Annotated in this window: 18 protein-coding genes; 17 read left to right on the forward strand and 1 reads right to left on the reverse strand. The window is 44.9% G+C overall.

The window, feature by feature from the left end; all coding sequences use genetic code 11:
- The first annotated feature begins 24 nt into the window (after positions 1–24).
- The 5 genes from JHD45_RS19265 (at position 25) to JHD45_RS19285 (ending at position 4,126) form a co-directional block, all read left to right on the forward strand.
- The gene (locus tag JHD45_RS19265) at positions 25–1,107 is read left to right on the forward strand and encodes an ABC transporter permease (RefSeq protein WP_199478106.1); all 1,083 of its coding nucleotides are present in this window, start codon (positions 25–27) and stop codon (positions 1,105–1,107) included.
- Positions 1,107–1,901 carry an ATP-binding cassette domain-containing protein gene (locus tag JHD45_RS19270; RefSeq protein WP_199478107.1) on the forward strand — a complete coding sequence of 265 codons (795 nt, stop codon included), beginning with the start codon at positions 1,107–1,109 and terminating at the stop codon, positions 1,899–1,901. The genes JHD45_RS19265 and JHD45_RS19270 overlap by 1 nt, the downstream gene beginning before the upstream one ends.
- A 109-nt stretch (positions 1,902–2,010) precedes the next feature.
- On the forward strand, positions 2,011–3,015 hold the full coding sequence (locus JHD45_RS19275) for a substrate-binding domain-containing protein (protein ID WP_199478108.1): 1,005 nt from the start codon (positions 2,011–2,013) through the stop codon (positions 3,013–3,015).
- A 90-nt stretch (positions 3,016–3,105) separates the two neighbouring features.
- Entirely contained in the window at positions 3,106–3,690 is a 585-nt protein-coding gene (locus tag JHD45_RS19280) for a mechanosensitive ion channel domain-containing protein (RefSeq protein ID WP_233407949.1), read from the forward strand.
- A gap of 160 nt (positions 3,691–3,850) precedes the next feature.
- Positions 3,851–4,126, forward strand: a complete 276-nt coding sequence (locus JHD45_RS19285) for a hypothetical protein (RefSeq protein ID WP_199478109.1) — start codon at positions 3,851–3,853, stop codon at positions 4,124–4,126.
- 23 nt (positions 4,127–4,149) lie between these two features.
- On the opposite strand, the gene JHD45_RS19290 is transcribed toward JHD45_RS19285, so the two are convergent.
- The gene (locus JHD45_RS19290) at positions 4,150–5,325 is read right to left on the reverse strand and encodes a thiolase family protein (RefSeq protein WP_199478110.1); all 1,176 of its coding nucleotides are present in this window, start codon (positions 5,323–5,325) and stop codon (positions 4,150–4,152) included.
- A gap of 161 nt (positions 5,326–5,486) precedes the next feature.
- Between JHD45_RS19290 and JHD45_RS19295 the strand changes: the two genes are divergently transcribed.
- From JHD45_RS19295 to JHD45_RS19350, 12 genes are all read left to right on the forward strand, one after another.
- Positions 5,487–7,427 (forward strand): acetoacetate--CoA ligase, encoded by a 1,941-nt coding sequence (locus JHD45_RS19295; protein WP_199478111.1) that lies wholly within the window; start codon positions 5,487–5,489, stop codon positions 7,425–7,427.
- Positions 7,424–8,608: a thiolase family protein gene (locus tag JHD45_RS19300; protein ID WP_199478112.1), complete on the forward strand. Its 1,185-nt coding sequence runs from the start codon at positions 7,424–7,426 to the stop codon at positions 8,606–8,608. The genes JHD45_RS19295 and JHD45_RS19300 overlap by 4 nt, the downstream gene beginning before the upstream one ends.
- Positions 8,605–9,042, forward strand: a complete 438-nt coding sequence (locus JHD45_RS19305) for a Zn-ribbon domain-containing OB-fold protein (protein WP_199478113.1) — start codon at positions 8,605–8,607, stop codon at positions 9,040–9,042. The genes JHD45_RS19300 and JHD45_RS19305 overlap by 4 nt, the downstream gene beginning before the upstream one ends.
- Positions 9,032–9,481: a MaoC family dehydratase gene (locus JHD45_RS19310; protein ID WP_199478114.1), complete on the forward strand. Its 450-nt coding sequence runs from the start codon at positions 9,032–9,034 to the stop codon at positions 9,479–9,481. The genes JHD45_RS19305 and JHD45_RS19310 overlap by 11 nt, the downstream gene beginning before the upstream one ends.
- Before the next feature lie 2 nt (positions 9,482–9,483).
- Positions 9,484–10,701: an MFS transporter gene (locus JHD45_RS19315; protein WP_199478115.1), complete on the forward strand. Its 1,218-nt coding sequence runs from the start codon at positions 9,484–9,486 to the stop codon at positions 10,699–10,701.
- Positions 10,702–10,804: 103 nt separating this feature from the next.
- Positions 10,805–11,656, forward strand: a complete 852-nt coding sequence (locus JHD45_RS19320; protein ID WP_199478116.1) for a GntR family transcriptional regulator — start codon at positions 10,805–10,807, stop codon at positions 11,654–11,656.
- Between the two features lie 341 nt (positions 11,657–11,997).
- Positions 11,998–12,288, forward strand: a complete 291-nt coding sequence (locus JHD45_RS19325) for a hypothetical protein (protein WP_199478117.1) — start codon at positions 11,998–12,000, stop codon at positions 12,286–12,288.
- Between the two features lie 14 nt (positions 12,289–12,302).
- Complete coding sequence (locus JHD45_RS19330; protein WP_199478118.1) at positions 12,303–12,959, forward strand: class II aldolase/adducin family protein; 657 nt, start codon at positions 12,303–12,305, stop codon at positions 12,957–12,959.
- A 69-nt stretch (positions 12,960–13,028) separates the two neighbouring features.
- Positions 13,029–13,982 (forward strand): sugar ABC transporter substrate-binding protein, encoded by a 954-nt coding sequence (locus JHD45_RS19335; RefSeq protein ID WP_199478119.1) that lies wholly within the window; start codon positions 13,029–13,031, stop codon positions 13,980–13,982.
- Positions 13,983–14,074: 92 nt separating this feature from the next.
- A complete protein-coding gene (locus tag JHD45_RS19340; protein ID WP_199478120.1) occupies positions 14,075–15,589 on the forward strand; it encodes a sugar ABC transporter ATP-binding protein in 1,515 nt (504 codons plus the stop codon).
- Positions 15,586–16,575: an ABC transporter permease gene (locus JHD45_RS19345; RefSeq protein ID WP_199478121.1), complete on the forward strand. Its 990-nt coding sequence runs from the start codon at positions 15,586–15,588 to the stop codon at positions 16,573–16,575. The genes JHD45_RS19340 and JHD45_RS19345 overlap by 4 nt, the downstream gene beginning before the upstream one ends.
- Positions 16,576–16,585: 10 nt before the next feature.
- Positions 16,586–17,569 (forward strand): ABC transporter permease, encoded by a 984-nt coding sequence (locus JHD45_RS19350; RefSeq protein ID WP_199478122.1) that lies wholly within the window; start codon positions 16,586–16,588, stop codon positions 17,567–17,569.
- Positions 17,570–17,578 lie beyond the last annotated feature (9 nt).

A 17,578-nucleotide genomic window follows, 5' to 3' on the forward strand; every position in this document is an offset into this window, starting at 1 on the left:
TGTTTTCCTTCTTGGAGTGACTCTATGAGTTCAACCGAACAAAAAAACTCAACTGCAGTGCTTGATCACGATAAAGTGGCAGATCAAGCTCAGGTTTACGAGGCCCGTTTTGAGCATAAAGAAACGCTTGTGCAGCGTTTTAAAAAGTTTCTTCATCATTATCCCGTTGCTGCCCCCAGTATTGTATTGTTACTGGCTATTTTCTGTTTTAGCCTGATTGTTGGCGGCCGTTTTTTATCGGCTTTTAACTTGTCGTTGGTGTTACAACAGGTGACCATCATCGGCATGGTAGGGATTGCTCAAACGCTGATTATTTTAACCGCAGGGATCGACTTGTCTGTGGGTGCCATTATGGTATTGGCATCCGTGGTAATGGGCCGTATGGCGATCGATTATGGTCTTGATCCTTGGTTGGCATTATGTGTGGGAATCGCCGTTGGTGCTGTCGCCGGTTTTATTAATGGTTCATTAATTACACGTCTGAAATTGCCACCTTTTATTGCTACATTGGGCACATGGAACGTCTTCTTCGCATTGAATTTATGGTACTCCAATAGTGAGACCATTAGAGCAGAAGACATCTCGAATACCGCTCCGCTTTTACAATGGTTAGGCAACACGATTGATGTGTTTGGTGCTCAGTTAACCTACGGTTCCTTGTTAATGTTGGCTATGTTTGTGGTGATTTGGTACGCCTTGAACTGGACCGCATGGGGGCGACATGTTTATGCCACGGGTGATGATCCGGCGGCGGCGAAGTTAGCCGGTATTCGTACCGACCGTATTTTACTCTCTGTGTATATTTTAGCGGGGATTGTTTGCGCATTGGGTGCTTGGGTATTGATTGGTCGTATCGGTTCCATCAGTCCTCAGGCTGGTTATACCACGAACTTGGACAGTATTACTGCCGTAGTCATTGGTGGTTGTAGTTTGTTTGGTGGGCGAGGTTCAATCTTCGGCACGTTAATTGGTGCATTGGTTGTGGGCATTTTCCGCAATGGCTTAGCCCTAGCCGGTGTTGATGTACTTTGGCAAGAGTTCACTGTTGGTATCTTGATTATTGTTGCCGTCGGTGTTGACCAGTGGATCAGAAAAGGAACAGCATAATGACAACCAATACAAACCAAACCCCAATTCTGCAAACCAAGAGTTTAGTGAAACGTTACGGCAGTGTAACGGCTATTGACCATGCGGATTTTGAGTTATATCCGGGCGAGATCTTAGCGATTATTGGCGACAATGGTGCGGGTAAATCTTCCTTGATTAAGGCCTTATCTGGTGCTCTAGTACCAGATGAAGGGGAGATTCTACTGGATGGTCAGCCAGTAAACTTTAGCTCGCCGATGGAAGCGCGTGCTTTGGGCATTGAAACGGTCTATCAAAATTTGGCGGTTTCCCCAGCGCTCAACATTGCGGATAACCTATTTTTGGGACGCGAAATTCGCAAACCCGGAATCTTAGGCTCGGTTTTCCGTATGTTAGACAAGAAAGCCATGGAACAAAAAGCCAAAGACAAAATGACAGAGCTCGGTTTAATGACCATTCAAAACATTAGCCAAGCGGTGGAGTCTTTGTCGGGAGGTCAGCGCCAAGGGGTGGCCGTGGCGCGCTCAGCCTTATTTGGAACCAAAGTCGTGATCATGGATGAGCCTACCGCTGCATTAGGTGTGAAAGAATCGCGTCGGGTTTTGAATTTGATCAAGGAAGTTCGAGACCGAGGCTTGCCAATTATTTTGATCAGCCATAACATGCCTCACGTTTTTGAAGTAGCGGATCGTATTCATATTCATCGCTTGGGTAGACGTGCTGCTGTCATCACGCCGCAATCCCATTCTATGTCTGAGGCGGTAGCCATTATGACTGGAGCGTTAGAGGTAAAAAGCGACCCACAAGCCGCTTAATGTTCATTCATAGATACACACAGAGCGTCTATGTCTTCTGTGTTGCTCGATGGAAAAACGGCTCTCAATACTTGGAGCCGTTTTTTTCTCCAAGTAGAGGTTCTGCTCCATGCGTCGCGTCGCAGTATTGAAATCCTATGGGCGTTTTTCGCGTTTACATTTTTTTAGAGGACGATTACTTTCCTGTTTAGTGTTCGCGTTATTTGCCACCGCGTTGTTTGCCGCAACCCCCGTGCCATCAAGTTCGATAGAGGCGAAAAATGCGTCAGTGTTGAAGTCGATCGGTATTAGTGTCTCTGACCTTGGTAACCCTTATTTTGTCAAATTAATTGATGCGACCGCCGCCACAGCTAAAGAACTGACAGGCGGCCCAGTAAAAATGTTAATTCATTCCGATGCCTATGATTTAGATCGTCAAATCAAGCAAGTGAATGAATTTATTAAAGCGGGTGTCGATCTGATTATTCTAACGGCTGCGGATCCATACAAAATTGCTCCTGTGGTGGCAAAAGCTCAGCGGGCTGGCATTAAAGTCATTGCTGTGGATGTGAATGCCCAAGGGGCAGACGCGACCATTACCACGGATAATGTGCAAGCAGGAATGGAGGCGTGTGAACGACTTGCCAAGCAAATTCACTATAAAGGCAACTTTGTTATTATTAACGGTGTCTTAGTGTCGTCAGTAGTGGAACGTGTGGCTGGCTGCAAATCGGTGTTGAGTAAATACCCGAACATCTCTCTGTTAAGTTACCGTATGAATGGCAGTGGTAGCGTTGATGGAGGAATGGAAGTCATGACCTATTTGATGGAAAAATACCCCCATATCGATGCCGTATTTGCCATTAATGATCCTACCGCACTAGGGGCGCTTCAAGCGGCACAACAAGCCAGCCGTAAGGATTTTATTATTGCCTCAGTGGATGGCGCTACGTTTGCTGAAAAGATGATTCACCAAGAGAACCAATGGGTGGCAACGGCGGTTCAGCGTCCGAAAGAGATGGCTGCCAAAGCGGTTGAAATTGGTCTTGCTCTGCTTGAAGGACGACCTGTGCCCCAGCGTTTTATTCAAATTCCTTCTGTTTTAGTGGAAAAGCCCCTTCCAAAGACACAATAATCGGTTATTTCATGCCATGATATGCGAGAATCTCTGAGAAATGGTTCTCGCTTATTTTATTGCGCGCAGGCTTAAAAGGTATTTAGAGTGATGAAGATCATGGTGCAAATTGGTTTAGTTGCTTTGCTGGTTGTTGGTTATATTGTAATCAATCGTATTATGCGGAGCAGTGTGGAATTGCTGGGTCATAAAAATGGTACAAGTGAGGTTCGCTTGCGCTATGTGACCAAAATGATGCAGCTTAGTTTGACCGCTTTGTTTATTATGCTGGCTTGCATTGTGATGGGGGTTGGATACGGTCAGCTGGCGGTATTTTTTTCCTCTGTGTTTGCTGTAGTCGGTGTGGCTTTGTTTGCCCAATGGTCGATTCTAAGTAATATTACTGCCAGTTTGATTATCTTTTTTGCTTTCCCATATCGTGTTGGTGATTGGATTCGTGTGGCCGAAAAAGATGAAGACGTACTTGGCCAGATTACTGATATATCAAGCTTTCATGTCATTATTCGTCGTTTTTCTGGTGATATTGTGACGTACCCAAACAGCTTAATTTTACAAAAACCTGTGGTACGTTTTGATAATGAGGCCGCTGCTCGGGCGATGAAAGAGCGTATGGACGATGGAGGAAAAGATCGCCCTCAAACAGTATCCGATAATCCCCTGCCAAAAAAACCTTAAGCCATTGTCTTACAGTCTTCAAATCCCCTCACCATGGTTGTGACACGGACGGTCGGCGGTCCTATATGGAAGGTTTGAGTAAAAAATAGTCAATTTTTTAATTTTTGGTGTATTTTATGTCATAATAAAACGCTCTCGTACCTCATACGGAGAGTTTGATATGCAATCTGACCCAAAAAATTTATTACAGCAAAATGATAAGCTGGTTCATTCGGACGCGCTAAAAGTCAAATCCCATGTGCAAAGACCGCAGGAAGATTGGGTTTTACATACTTTGATGATCGAAGGCTACGATGTCCCCTTCCGTTTTAAGCGACAAGGAAAATACCGTACGTTGCGCGGATCCCGTGTTAACCTGACCTACTACCCAACGCAAGAGGTAGTGGCTGGTATTTCCATGGAAATTATGAAAGTCGTTCGAGTAAAACGGACTTAGTCAAAAGCTTAATGATTTGACTTTCAGCATAACTCAAGGCAAATCGCTACGCCCATTCCACCGCCAATACATAATGTCGCAAGACCTTTTTTTGCTGATCGACGCTGCATTTCGTGCAGTAAAGAAACGACAATGCGACAGCCAGACCCAGCTAAAGGGTGGCCGAGGGCAATGGCTCCGCCATTTACATTGACGATTTCTTCTGCAATGCCGAGTTCTCTTAAGACGATGATTGATTGTCCAGCGAAGGCTTCATTGATTTCTGCCAACTCTATTTGTTGAATGTTCCATCCAGCGAGTTTTAGTGCTTTTTTTGATGCTCCTATCGGACCTAGCCCCATGTCCATGGGGGCTAATGCGAAAGAGGAATAAGAGGCGATACGTACAATAGGGTCTAATTTTGCCTCTAATAATGCGTGTTTACTCGCCACGAGAACCGCAGCCGCACCATCGTTTAGCCCCGATGCATTGCCTACGGTGATGGTTCCTGTTTCCGAAAAAGCGGGCTTAAGCTTAGCCAGCTTTTCCAACGAAGAAAGATAAGGATGCTCATCTTTAGTGAAGTAGGCCTCTTCCCGTTTGGACGGGAGTCTGATCGAGGTTAGCTCAGAGTTAAAGCGATTGGATAATAGAGCATTATTGGCTTTTATTTGTGATTGATGGGCGAACTGATCCTGTTCTTCTCGTGATATTTTCCACCGTGTAATAATGTGTTCGACTGTCTCTCCCATGTGAATATTATGAAAAGCATCCCATAAGCCGTCTGTGATCATGCTGTCCTGAACGGTTAGCGGACGTTGTCTTGCCGCAATCTGATTAGTCAAAATCAGTTGAGGCGCATTACTCATGGAATCTTGTCCACCAGCGATAATGAGGTTGGCATCTCCCGCTTTAATTGCTTGAGCAGCAAGGTGGATAGATTTTTGACCGGCACCACAGACTTTGTTGACAGTGAATGCACAGGTATTGCTTGGCAGTCCTGCGAGCAGTGTGGCTTGTCTAGCGGGATTCTGACCTGCTCCGCCAGCCAACACTTGGCCGATGATGACCTCATCCAGCAGGGTTGGATCTAGGTCTACATCCCTTATTAAGTGCGCGATAACCTGGGCACCGATTTCCGCCGCGTTCATGCTTGCTAATCCTCCTGAAAGCTTGGCTATAGGAGATCGTTTACCCGCCACAATGTAGACCTCTTTCATAATATCAACCTGTATATATTGATTGTTATTGTTTTATTTAATATCTAAGTATAACCAGAATGTTGATTTCTAGGTATACTTAGAATAATCTTAATTATGAGGTAAATACAAAAATAACAATAAATCGTGCGTATTAAGCACATTGCTAAGAGGTATGGCATGTGAAAAAGCCACTGTGGTCACCGACACAATCAATGAAAGAAGATTGTGCTTTAACGCGTTTTGCTCAGCAGGCAGGCATACCAACACAGGATTATGATGCGTTGCATCGTTGGTCAATCAGTGATCTAACGGGCTTTTGGTCTCAGCTATGGGACTTCGCAGGTGTTATTGGCGAAAAGGGCCACGACGTATTTATTCCTAATACTGAACAATGGATGACGGAATCGCAGTTTTTTCCTTCCGCTCGACTGAATCTGGCAGAGAACCTACTGAGAAGAACGGGTAGCGCTCCTCTTGTTATTGAAACCAATGAATCAGGCGAACGCCATGTCTATAGCGCTGATGACGTGCGCGAAGAAGTAGCCCGTGTTGCGCAAGGCTTGAGACAAGCAGGCATTAAACCGGGTGACCGTGTGGCAGTCGTAATGCCCAATAAATTGTCGTGTTTAGTTACACATTTGGCTACATTAGCGGTCGGTGGAGTGTGGACTTCTTGCTCCCCAGATTTTGGTGTAGAAGCCATTATTGACCGTATCGGTCAGGTAAACCCCATATTACTTTTCGTAGAAACAAGCTTTCAATATGCTGGTAAACAGCACGACATTTCTCAATCGGCTCTCATACTAGCGCAGCGTATCGACAGCGTTGAGCAACTGATTATTGTCGGTGAACACAGTTTAACGACACAAGATAATTTCATACATTGGACCGATTTTGGCAGACAAGCGGACCTGCATTTCACTCGTGTTGGATTTAATGACCCAGCCTATATTCTGTATACATCAGGCACAACGGGGGCTCCGAAGGCGATCATTCATCGTACCGGTGGGGTATTGCTACAACAATTGAAAGAGCATCTTCTGCATAATGATGTTCGCGAGGACGATCGTGTATTGTGGTATACCAATACCGCTTGGATGATGTACCACTGGATCGTTGCGGCACTTGGCTGTCATGCGGTGTTAGTTCTCTATGATGGAGCGCCTATTTTAAAGCAAAAGGACAGACTGGATTGCGCACCTTTATGGCGCGTTGTCGAGCAAGAAAAACTCACTCATTTGGGGATTTCACCAAAATATCTTGGAACGCTTACAGAGGCAGGCTTTGAGCCAAAGCAGAATTTTAACCTAACTTCTTTACGTTGGCTGTTGTCAGCTGGCAGTCCTGTTGCGCCGAATCAATATGATTGGATCTATGGTGCCGTTTCAAAGCAAGTTGGCTTTGCGTCCATTTCTGGTGGTACGGAATTGATGGGTTGCTTCTTGCTTGGCTCGCCTTGGCACGTTTTGCGAAAAGGCACCTTGACAACAAAAGCTCTCGGTATGGCCGTTAATGTTCTTGATAATCGGGGAGCACCGGTGATTGGTCGCCAAGGGGACCTTGTGTGCACTGAACCTTTTCCTTCCATGCCCATATCTTTCTGGGGCGATGATGGTTTAGCGCGTTATAAAAAAACTTATTTCGCTGATAGACAGGAAATTTGGGTTCATGGGGATCATGCCCAATTGAATGCAGATGGCACGGCGGTAATATACGGTCGTTCCGATAATACTTTAAATCCCGGTGGCGTCAGAATAGGTACCGCTGATATTTATAATGCGTGTGATGGCATAAAAGAGATCGAAGACTGTGTCGTGTTTGGTCGTCCGATTGAGGGAGATGAAGAGATTGTACTGTGCATTCAGTTAAGAGAAGGCGCGTTATTCAATAATGATTTGGTTCATTTCATACGCAAAAGCATTCGAACCGCTTGTTCTCCCCGCCATGTCCCGGCTGCCATCTATTTAGTGGATGAGGTACCTTATACATTAAATGGTAAGCGTGTTGAGGGTGCCGCTCAGTCTTCCTTATTGGGTAAGCCTGTTACTAATGTAGCTTCGTTGCAAAATCCCCAATGCCTTGAGCAATATAAACACCTTGCCCAGGAGAGTGCCTTATGAGCCGTCCAAAGGCAGCCATTATTGGTGTGGGAGAATTAAAACCTTGTCGAGTAACTGACGGTGCAAGTACGTTAGGTATGTTGGCGCAGGCATCTGTTTTAGCATTGCACGATGCGGGCATCGATAAAGCGGATATTGACGGATTATTAGTTGGTCCTCAAGTAGGAGAGACGCCCCAGCATGTTCCAGCTACCGTAGCCGAATATCTTGGTCTACAACCTAGCATGGCAAATGTTGTAGATTTAGGAGGGGCTTCTGGTCCGGGTATGATTTGGCGCGCAGCGGCCGCTATTGAAGCGGGAATGTGTCACACCGTACTGTGTGTGTTAGGGAACCATCGTAATCAAGATGCACTAAGAAGCCCTAATCGTAACCCCATTCGTGAATTTGATGTTCCGTTTGGCGCGTCAGGCGCTAATGCGACCTATGCACAATTAAAGCAAGCGCATATGGCAAAGTATCAATCGAAAGATGAAGACTTTGCTTTAATTACCCAGTGGGCTCGCCATAATGCTCAGCATCACCACCATGCTATTTTTAATGGCAAACCGTGTGATGCCAACGACGTGTTACAGTCCCCCCTCATAGCTGAACCCTTGCATTTGTACGAGATCGTCATGCCAGTGGCGGGAGCCGAGGCGGTAATTGTAACATCGGTGACGCGGGCACAAACCATAAATAACCCCGCTGCGTATTTATTAGGGGCGGGGGAAAAAGTAACGCATCGAGCATTATCACAAGCACCTGATCTGACTTCTGGTCCGTTGAAGCCTGCTATGGCGCACGCTTTCAAGCAATCCAATACTTCGGTTTTTGATATGAGTTTACTGTCGCTGTATGACTGCTACACCATCATGGTGGCGCTTACCTTAGAAGACAGTGGCATTTGTCCTGCTGGAAAATTTGGTGACTTCATACGTAGCAACACCCTTGGATACGATGGTAGCTGTCCTTTGAATACGCACGGTGGTCAGCTTGGATTCGGGCAGCCAGATTTAGCGGGAGGCATGACTCATGTGGTCGAAGCTGTTCATCAGCTGAGAGAGTCTGCAACGGGGCGGCAGATACCTTCAGCCAAATACGCCCTTGTTACAGGAAATGGTGCCACCTTATCGGAAGCGGTGGCGCTGGTACTCGGTAGTGCAAGTGTCGTACTAGGAAAGCCTGGAGTGGGCCGATGAAATATACCCATTTCGCAAACTTAAAAGTGCCTGGGCCGACTAAAACTCCCCTTACGGAACCGTTTTGGCAAGCGGCGGCAAAAGGTGAGTTACACACACAATATTGTGAACGTTGTCATTCGTATGTGTTTTATCCGCGAGAAGTGTGCCCCTTTTGCTGGAGTAACCAACTGACCTGGTGTCAGCTGTCTGGACAGGCAAAGATAAAAACTTACACCACCATCTGGAAGCCAGGCCATCCCAGTTGGGCAGCAGTGACACCTTACACTGTGGGGGTCATTCAATTAGCAGAAGGACCAAGTATGCTGGCGTTATTGTTATTAGAGCGAGAGCAATTAGAAATTGGTTTGCCTGTGAGTTTTAAAACCATAAATTTGGGCGGTCAAATGATGCCTGCCTTTACCATCCCTGAGGATCAATACCATGACAAATAAAAATAACGCTTGGACCAATACGATGCATGCTCAGCCAGCAGTGGGAGACATTGCCGAAATCAGCAGAACGACTTGTGCGGAGGACATTACTGCCTTTACCCAAATGACAGGCGATCATAACCCAGTTCATTATGACAAAGCGCTTGCGGAAAAAACGCCATTTGGCAAAATTATTGTGCAAGGTGGCGTGTCTTCCGGCATATTGAACGCGGTGGTCGCAGAACGCTTACCTGGGCCGGGAACCGTGTTTCTAGGTGTTCAATGGAACTTTAAGAAAGCAGTGGGTGTCAATGAAACGATTACAGGTCGTATTGAGGTGACGAGCGTTCGAGACGATAAACCTATCTGTCAGTTGAAAACTACGGTCTTGGATAGTGAAGGCGATGTGTGCATTGAAGGAACCGCTACGACTTATACTATGCCATTGAAGGATCTTTAATAATGTCAGACCAAGCTGCAGGCCGATGGTCCGCCCTGATGGTGATATGTATTGGTGTGGTAGGGGTGTTGGCAACTTGGTTCTCTGCAACGGCCATCATTCCTGAATTAGTCAAGGTGTGGCACTTATCCAATGGTGACGCGTCTTGGTTAACCAATGCTGTGCAATTGGGGTTTGTCATAGGAGCCTTATCTGCTTCTTTAGTGAATTTGCCGGATATTATTCGCCTGAATCGATTAATGGCCTTATCAGCGTTATTGGCGGCGGTAGCGAATGGTTTGTTGTTGGCCAACCCGTCGATAGAAATAGCGATCCTATTGCGTTTTTTAACGGGCATGTTTTTGGCTGGTGTTTATCCCGCAGCGCTTAAGTTAATGGCAACTTGGTTTACTAAAGGCAGAGGGTTAGCGCTGGGTTTTTTGATTGGTGCCCTGACTATCGGTTCATCTGCTCCTCATTTATTTCGTGCTGTTACCGACCATATTCAATGGCAGTGGGTGGTATTAGTATCGTCGACAACCTCGCTATTGGCGGCGACATTGTTTGTTTGGAAGGTCAGGGAAGGCCCTTATGCGTTTGGTAAAGCGTTATTCGACCCTAAGCAATGTCTGAAAGTCTTCACATCTAAGCCTTTATTTTTGGTTAATATGGGGTATTTTGGTCACATGTGGGAGCTTTATGCCATGTGGGCTTGGCTGTTAGCCTATGCTAATGCTGCATCCCATCATTTGATATCTTTTCCTTTTGGTTCGCCATCCATGTTTTGTTTTACTGTGGTGGCATCAGGCAGTATTGGGTGCGTTTTAGGTGGAGTGTTGTCAGATCGTTTTGGTCGTTGTTATACCACGATAGGCATGATGTTGGTTTCTGGTTGTTGTGCTCTGCTAATGGGGTTCGTTTTCGATGGCCCAGGTTGGCTATTGGCCATCGTTGCAGTGGTTTGGGGAATTAGCATCATTGGTGACAGTGCGCAGTTTTCGGCTGCCGTAACCGAATTAGCGGATAAGGATTTTGTCGGTACCGCATTGGCATTGCAGCTAGGCGTTGGCTTTGCTCTTACCGTAGTCGCTATTTCCATATTACCCATTCTGGCGAATGCATTAGGCAGTTGGCAATGGGTCTTTTTGATATTAGTTCCGGGACCAATGATTGGTATTGTCGCAATGGGGTTATTACGGACACTACCAGATGCGGGAAGATTAGCGGCAGGAGCTAAGTAAAAAGCATTGAATAAAAAATATAAAGCATATTTTTACTGGATTGTAACAAACAGGCATAATGAAATATTGAAGAACTCAATAGGTTATAAGGACAGTAAAATAGATGAATGGCAGTGAAGTGGATCGGCGAAGCAGAGGGCGACCTAAAAATGATGACAATAATAGTCCCGCAGCGAAAGCATTACGCCACATGGCAGAAGACCGTGCTTTTTTTGATCGGAAATCCCATACTCCTCTGTGGGTGCAGTTTAAAAACGCGCTAGCAGACAGAATTCATTGTCAGGTTTTATTACCTGATATGCGTCTTCCTTCTGAGCAAACCATTTGTGAGATTTTTAGTGTTTCTCGTTCTGTGGTTAGAATGGCGTTAGGAAGCTTAGCGACAGAAGGGTTGCTTTACAAAGTGGCGAGAACGGGCGTTTTTGTTGCTCAGCCACGTATGGAAACGAACTTCCTGACGTCCAATATGTCTGTTCACGCCGATTTAGAAGCCCGTGGTTACAAGGTTACCTCGAAGACATTTGAATTTAATCGAGTACAGGCTGATGATGCTGAAATACGCGTGTTTAATCTTCCAAAAGATGGCACCGTGGTGCGTATTGGGCGAATTTATTATTCGGATGGGGCACCCATTACTCATACCATTATTTCTTTGCCTGGCTACAAGGTGCCTGATTTTGAAAATTTAGACATAGAAGATAAATCTATGTTTCAGCTTTTAAAAGACCGTTATGGTTTAGTGGCTAAGCGGGCTGAGCGTTGGTTCACCGCAGCGATGCCGTCGGTGGAAGTATGTGAAAGGCTAGCTTTAAGTGGCGATCAACCAGTGATTGCTATCGAATCTATTGCCTATGACACGAATGATATGCCATTGGAGTTCTATCGAGCTTACTATAACTCTGCTGTGGCTCGTATCCATGTGTCGACAAACAATACTGCTTCTGACGTTAGTTAAATACTCCACCACAATGGCTGTGTCTTACCATACTCATCTATGACCTTTGTTTTAGCGAAAAACAAAGGTTTTTTTATTCCTTAAAAGCACTATTTTAGACTTCCATATAAGAGCGTCTTTCCCTCTCCTACCAAGCCTAAACTTTTATTTTTAGCTGATTAACCGGGCCTTTTACTCTTCATATATTAGCTAATTTCTAGTAATAACCAAAAATAATTCAATTTCTGGTCATTACCAGATTGACACGGTCGAATTTTATACACTATAGTGGTTTTAGACAGTCTGAACTCAGACTCAATTGGTGATTCGTTGATAATAATAAATAGAAAAATGAGATCGACATGAACTATCCAGATATTTTTGATCTATCAAAAAAAGTCGTTGCTATTACCGGTGCTGCCAGTGGTATTAGACTTGAATCCTCAGCTTTTGCTGCTTGCGGTGCTAATTTGGCGTTCATGGATCTCAATGACTCATCTCTAGAATCGCTAAAGCATCCCCTTCTTGATCAATACTCAATCAGAATTACATCCTATTCAGAAATCGCTGAGCTGACTCTATTTCTTGGATCAGATGCATCTACTTATTTAACAGGGGCCGTCGTGTTTATCGACGCTGATACCTGTCTTTAAACATGAGGGACATAATGAAAAACATAACAGAACAAACGGAAATCGAAATACGTCAAAGTATTATTGATGCGTGTATTGCCATGAATGCTTCGCAAATTAACCAAGGAACGTCGGGTAATATTTCGGTGCGTTTCGGTGAAGGGATTCTGATCACACCGACGTCGATGCCATATAACAAAATGACACCTGAAGACATTGTCTGGATGGGATTCGACGGACAAATTATTGGCACCAGAACGCCTTCCTCTGAGTGGAATTTCCATATGGAAATCATGAGACATAAGACGGAATCCAACGCGGTCGTCCATGCTCATCCTACCGCCTGCACAACCTTATCCATTATGGAAAAAGGCATTCCGGCCATTCATTACATGGTTGCTGTCTGTGGTGGCCATGACATTCGCTGCGCGCCATATGCAACCTATGGAGTAAGCCAGTTATCAAAAAATGCATTGAAAGCCTTAGAAGGGCGTTCCGCTTGCTTACTTGCCCACCATGGAATGATTGCCACGGCGACATCATTAGATAAAGCCATGTGGTTGGCCGTAGAAGTAGAGACGCTCGCGAAACAGTATTTAGGTTGCTTGCCCATGGGGGAGCCGCCTTTGTTATCAGAAGAAGAAATTCAGACTGTCATCAATCGTATGTCTGGTTATGGTCATGCGGACTGATGATAGTGAAATTGGCTGAGTCGCATTTGTTGCTGAACCAGCATTTATCCACAACATAGGACAATCAAGATGCAATCAAATAAAAACAAAAATCGCACAATGATAACCACTGCTATTTTCTCCCTTGCTTTAGCAGCAAGCTTCTACGCAATGGCGGCAGATAAGCTGCCGTTATCTGGTAAAACCGTGGGCGTTACGATTATTGGTACTGATCATGACTTTGATCTAAAAGCCTATCAAGGTCAGATCAATGAATTAAAAGCATTAGGAGCAAAGGTGATTGCATTGGATGCGAATCGTAACGACCAGACTCAGGTCAGTCAGATTCAAACTCTGATTGCGCAACGCCCCGATGCAATTATTGAACAATTGGGTAATCTGAAGGTGCTTAATCCATGGTTGAAGCGAATTAAGCAAGCCGGTATTCCGTTGTTTACTATCGATACGGAAACGCCTTATGCGATCAATAATACGACTTCGAATAATTACAGTATTGGTTCTGAACTGGCTCTGCAAATGGTGAAGGACATGCATGGCGTCGGTAAGGTTGTGATGTTCAATGGTTTTTCGTCTGTACCTGTTTGCAAGATTCGTTTAGATGAAATTCGTTATGTATTTAAGTCGTATCCTGGCATCAAAATTATCAAGCCAGAGTTACGCGATGTTATCCCAAACACAGTGCAGCAAGCTTATTCTGATATGTCGGATATGCTGACTAAGTATGGCCCTGGCTCTGGACTAAAAGCGGTTGTTGCTTGCTGGGATGTGCCTATGATTGGTGCCACTCAGGCAATTGAAGCGGCTAAACGCACGGATGTAAAAACTTATGGAATAGATGGCAGTCCTGAGTATGTGGCCATGGTGCGCAATCCAAAATCACCCGCAGCAGCCGTGGTCGCTCAACAACCCTATGAAATCGGTAAGCAAGCCGCTAAAAACGTTGCCACCTATCTGAATGGTGGCTCAGTCCCTTCATTCACTTTGGTGCCATCCGTATTAATTACAAAAGCTGGCAAAAAATAGCGTGACTGAGTCCGCAACAGAATAGCCGTTTGATTAAACATGCCTGGAGGATATCGAGTCATGTTTAATCGCTGATTTCTAGGGGGAAGCACATGAATTCAATCGCAGTAGAAATGCGAAGTGTATCCAAGGTATTTGGGCCAGTCAAAGCGCTAAATCAGGCATCACTGATTATTGAGTATGGCACTATCCATGGCATTGTTGGGCAGAATGGCGCGGGTAAGTCCACTATTATTAAAGTGTTGGCGGGGATCTATCGTCACGATGAGGGTTCCGTGTTTGTTGGTGGGAAAGAACTAAAAAGTATTACACCGAAATCGATTGAAGAGTGCGGCGTTCATTTTATCCACCAAGATCGTTTATTAGTAAGCACCGCCACAGTTGCAGAAGCGATTTTCTTGCGTAACGAACCAAGATTTGGTCCTTTCATCAATCATCGCAAAATGAATGCTCAAGCCGCTGAGCTGTTAAAGCAGTATTTCGATTTGGATCTCGATCCTAGTACGTTGATTGCTGACCTTTCTACAGCACAACAAAAAATTGTGCAGATTACCCGATCATTGAGCCAACAGGCCAAAGTACTGGTGCTTGATGAGCCAACCGCCGCGTTGGTGACGAAAGAAGTGGATCGCTTATTTACGGTATTACGTCGTCTTAAAGAAGAGGGTATCGCCATTGTTTTCATTTCCCACTACATGTCAGAGATTGAAAATATTTGTGACACGGTGACCGTGCTACGTAATGGTGAAAATGTGGGACAAGTCTCTCCTAAACAAGTGGGCATTGAAAGAATCGTTACTATGATGACTAATCGGGATACTTCAGAAATGTACCCTAAACGAAGCATTAAAGTAGGGTCTCCTGTCTTGGAAGTGAACAACTTATGCCTCAAAAATCATTATCAAGATGTGTCTTTTAACGTGGGCGCTGGGGAAATTGTTGGCATTGCAGGATTATTAGGTTCTGGTGATAAAGAAGTTTTACAGAGCTTATTTGGCTTAACACCTCCTGACAGTGGTTCAATCGCTATAGATGGAACGACTCATCAGTTAAATAGCTCGGTTAATGCTGTTGAAAATGGCATTGCTATGATACCTGAAGATCGGCGAGCTCACGGTGTTGCGGTTAGTCTTTCCATTGCTGAAAACATCTCATTAGCCTCAGTGAACAACATCTCTAAGGGTGGTTTTATTAATCGACGGCAAGAGGCTCAGTCGGTTAATGCTTTAATTGAAGAATTGGGTATCAAAACGCCAAGTGGAAATATGTTGGTGAGTAATCTTTCTGGTGGGAATCAACAGAAAGTGGTTGTAGCAAAATGGTTATCTTGTGATAGCCGAGTCTACTTATTAGATGAGCCGACTGTAGCCGTTGATGTTGGTTCTAAGATTGAAATTTATGGTTTGATTAATCGTTTAGCTTCAGAGGGAAAAGCCATTGTTTTTGTCTCATCAGACTTTGAAGAAGTGGCTGAAATGTGTGATCGCATTTTGGTGATTTATAAAGGTGAAATGATTGGTGAATACAAGGGTGGAGAGATTGATGCTGAGCAACTACTTGCCGCTGTATCCGGTAAAAAAATAACCATAAATAGGAGTGCCCTATGAAACTCCAAACCGATAAAACTGACACGAGTTCAAATGGATATACCCTACAAAAAATGGCGATACGGTTGGGCGCATTTGCCGCCTTTCTAGGCATCATGATCTTTTTTGCCGCAACGGCGAGAGGTTTTACGTCTAGTTACAACATTCTAAACATTGTTGAGCAATCTGCGATTCTAGGCTTTTTAGCTTTTGGTATTACCGTGGTGTTTATTGGTACGGGTACGGATGTACAAAAAGGAGGTATTGATCTTTCTATCGCTGCTAATGCTGGGTTGTGTACTGCTGTTTACTCCGTGCTATTAGAAGGGGGATATGGTGATAGTGTCGCGATTCCGGCAGCCATTGTAACAGGCCTGGGCATCGGCTTTCTGAATGGTTTTGCGGTGGTGACACTGCGTATTATGCCGTTATTAAGTACGCTTGCAGTTATGAATATCGCCGCAGGTTTAGAGCTGGTCGTCACGCAAAATACCGTTATTGGAGCCTCTTCTCCTGTTTTAGATATGCTTGCTTTTGATAAATTTCTGGGGATTAGTGCGTTAGCTTGGTGTCTCATTATTGGCTCCATTTTGATGGTTTGCATTATTCATTTTAGTCCTTTGGGGTTGCGACTCTACTCGGTTGGGGGAAACCTCGAAGCCGCAAAATCCGTGGGAATTCATACTGGTCGCTACATATATGGAAGTTATTTGTTCTCTGGGTTTGCGGCTGGTGCCGCCTCGATATTAATTGTCTCGCGATTAAGTTCCTCAACGCCAGGGACTGGTTTGTTATTGCTTCCTGTATTGGCTGCCGCATTGTTGGGCACAGTCTTTTCAAGACGCTTTGTACCTACCATTGGCGGTACTTTATTAGCGGTGCTTTTCATTGGTGCTTTATCGAATGGCTTCCAACTTTTGGGGATTTCTTCCTATTGGGTGAGCGGCGTTCAGGGTGCCCTTATTCTGGTGGTGGTCGCCATGACTTCATTTGCTAAAAAATCATAGGGGAAACAATATGACTGTTAATAATAAGAATTTTGCCCCAAAACTCTCAGTAGAGTTGCTTTCAAATTATTCTGTTTATGTCGCTTTTATTTGTATATTTGTTGTGTTTTCAGTGGTGGCTAATGGTTTTTTAAGCATTGATAACTTTGCGAATTTGATCGCAAATAAAGTGGTACTGCTAGCTATCGTATCATTGGGAATGACTATTGTGATTGCTTCTGGTGGCATTGACTTGTCGGTGGGCGTTTCCATTGACCTTGCTTCAATGGCATTTATCATGATGATTGGAGCTGGTTTTAACGCCGTCTTGGCTGTCATTGTCGGCATTTTGGTAGCGGCTTGTGTCGGGCTAACCAACTCCCTGTTGATAAATAAACTCAAAATCGACCCTTTCTTAGCAACATTAGGTGTGTTGTTTATTGGTAAGTCCGTACAGCAACTAGCCACGCATGGCGGATCCCCCATCTATCTGACAACAGGCGCTTTTTCGGCACCGTTTGATGCGATTACTGGCACATCTTTGTTTGGTATTCCTACACCTGTTTGGGTGCTTGTCGTCTGTATTGTGGCAGTGTATTTAGCGTTACACAGAGGGAAATTTGGTCGTTATGTGAATGCCTTAGGAGCTCAAGCCGGTGTGGCTAAATATTCCGGTATTCGTGTGCCGCTGCAACTTACCTTAGTGTTTGTCTCATGCTCTGTACTTTGCGGTATTGCAGGGATTTTGCTCTCTTCGACGGTTCGTTCTTACGTCCCGTTGGCTGGCGGCGCGTTTTTGCTTGATGCCATTGGGGCTACCTTCATCGGAACTGCGATTAGTAAAGAGCGCAAGCCTTCTGTCTTCGGAACGATTTTAGGTGTGTTGCTTTTAGCGATGTTGAGAAATGGGTTGTTACTGGTTGGCTGGAATTTCTTCTGGCAACAAGTGGGCATCGGTGTACTGGTATTCATCGTGTTGGGTCTGTCTTTTGGTCTTCGTAAACGTACGGAATAAGGGGAATAA

It is taken from the genome of Marinomonas spartinae (assembly GCF_016461715.1).
Lineage (GTDB): Bacteria > Pseudomonadota > Gammaproteobacteria > Pseudomonadales > Marinomonadaceae > Marinomonas > Marinomonas spartinae_A.

Coding starts and splice junctions, on each gene's coding strand:
- JHD45_RS19320 (WP_199478116.1), top strand. CDS start 10,805: ATGAATGGCAGTGAAGTGGATCGGCGAAGCAGAGGGCGACCTAAAAAT.
- JHD45_RS19285 (WP_199478109.1), top strand. CDS start 3,851: ATGCAATCTGACCCAAAAAATTTATTACAGCAAAATGATAAGCTGGTT.
- JHD45_RS19290 (WP_199478110.1), bottom strand. CDS start 5,325: ATGAAAGAGGTCTACATTGTGGCGGGTAAACGATCTCCTATAGCCAAG.
- JHD45_RS19345 (WP_199478121.1), top strand. CDS start 15,586: ATGAAACTCCAAACCGATAAAACTGACACGAGTTCAAATGGATATACC.
- JHD45_RS19335 (WP_199478119.1), top strand. CDS start 13,029: ATGCAATCAAATAAAAACAAAAATCGCACAATGATAACCACTGCTATT.
- JHD45_RS19340 (WP_199478120.1), top strand. CDS start 14,075: ATGAATTCAATCGCAGTAGAAATGCGAAGTGTATCCAAGGTATTTGGG.
- JHD45_RS19300 (WP_199478112.1), top strand. CDS start 7,424: ATGAGCCGTCCAAAGGCAGCCATTATTGGTGTGGGAGAATTAAAACCT.
- JHD45_RS19305 (WP_199478113.1), top strand. CDS start 8,605: ATGAAATATACCCATTTCGCAAACTTAAAAGTGCCTGGGCCGACTAAA.
- JHD45_RS19330 (WP_199478118.1), top strand. CDS start 12,303: ATGAAAAACATAACAGAACAAACGGAAATCGAAATACGTCAAAGTATT.
- JHD45_RS19270 (WP_199478107.1), top strand. CDS start 1,107: ATGACAACCAATACAAACCAAACCCCAATTCTGCAAACCAAGAGTTTA.
- JHD45_RS19280 (WP_233407949.1), top strand. CDS start 3,106: ATGAAGATCATGGTGCAAATTGGTTTAGTTGCTTTGCTGGTTGTTGGT.
- JHD45_RS19350 (WP_199478122.1), top strand. CDS start 16,586: ATGACTGTTAATAATAAGAATTTTGCCCCAAAACTCTCAGTAGAGTTG.
- JHD45_RS19310 (WP_199478114.1), top strand. CDS start 9,032: ATGACAAATAAAAATAACGCTTGGACCAATACGATGCATGCTCAGCCA.
- JHD45_RS19315 (WP_199478115.1), top strand. CDS start 9,484: ATGTCAGACCAAGCTGCAGGCCGATGGTCCGCCCTGATGGTGATATGT.
- JHD45_RS19325 (WP_199478117.1), top strand. CDS start 11,998: ATGAACTATCCAGATATTTTTGATCTATCAAAAAAAGTCGTTGCTATT.
- JHD45_RS19275 (WP_199478108.1), top strand. CDS start 2,011: ATGCGTCGCGTCGCAGTATTGAAATCCTATGGGCGTTTTTCGCGTTTA.
- JHD45_RS19265 (WP_199478106.1), top strand. CDS start 25: ATGAGTTCAACCGAACAAAAAAACTCAACTGCAGTGCTTGATCACGAT.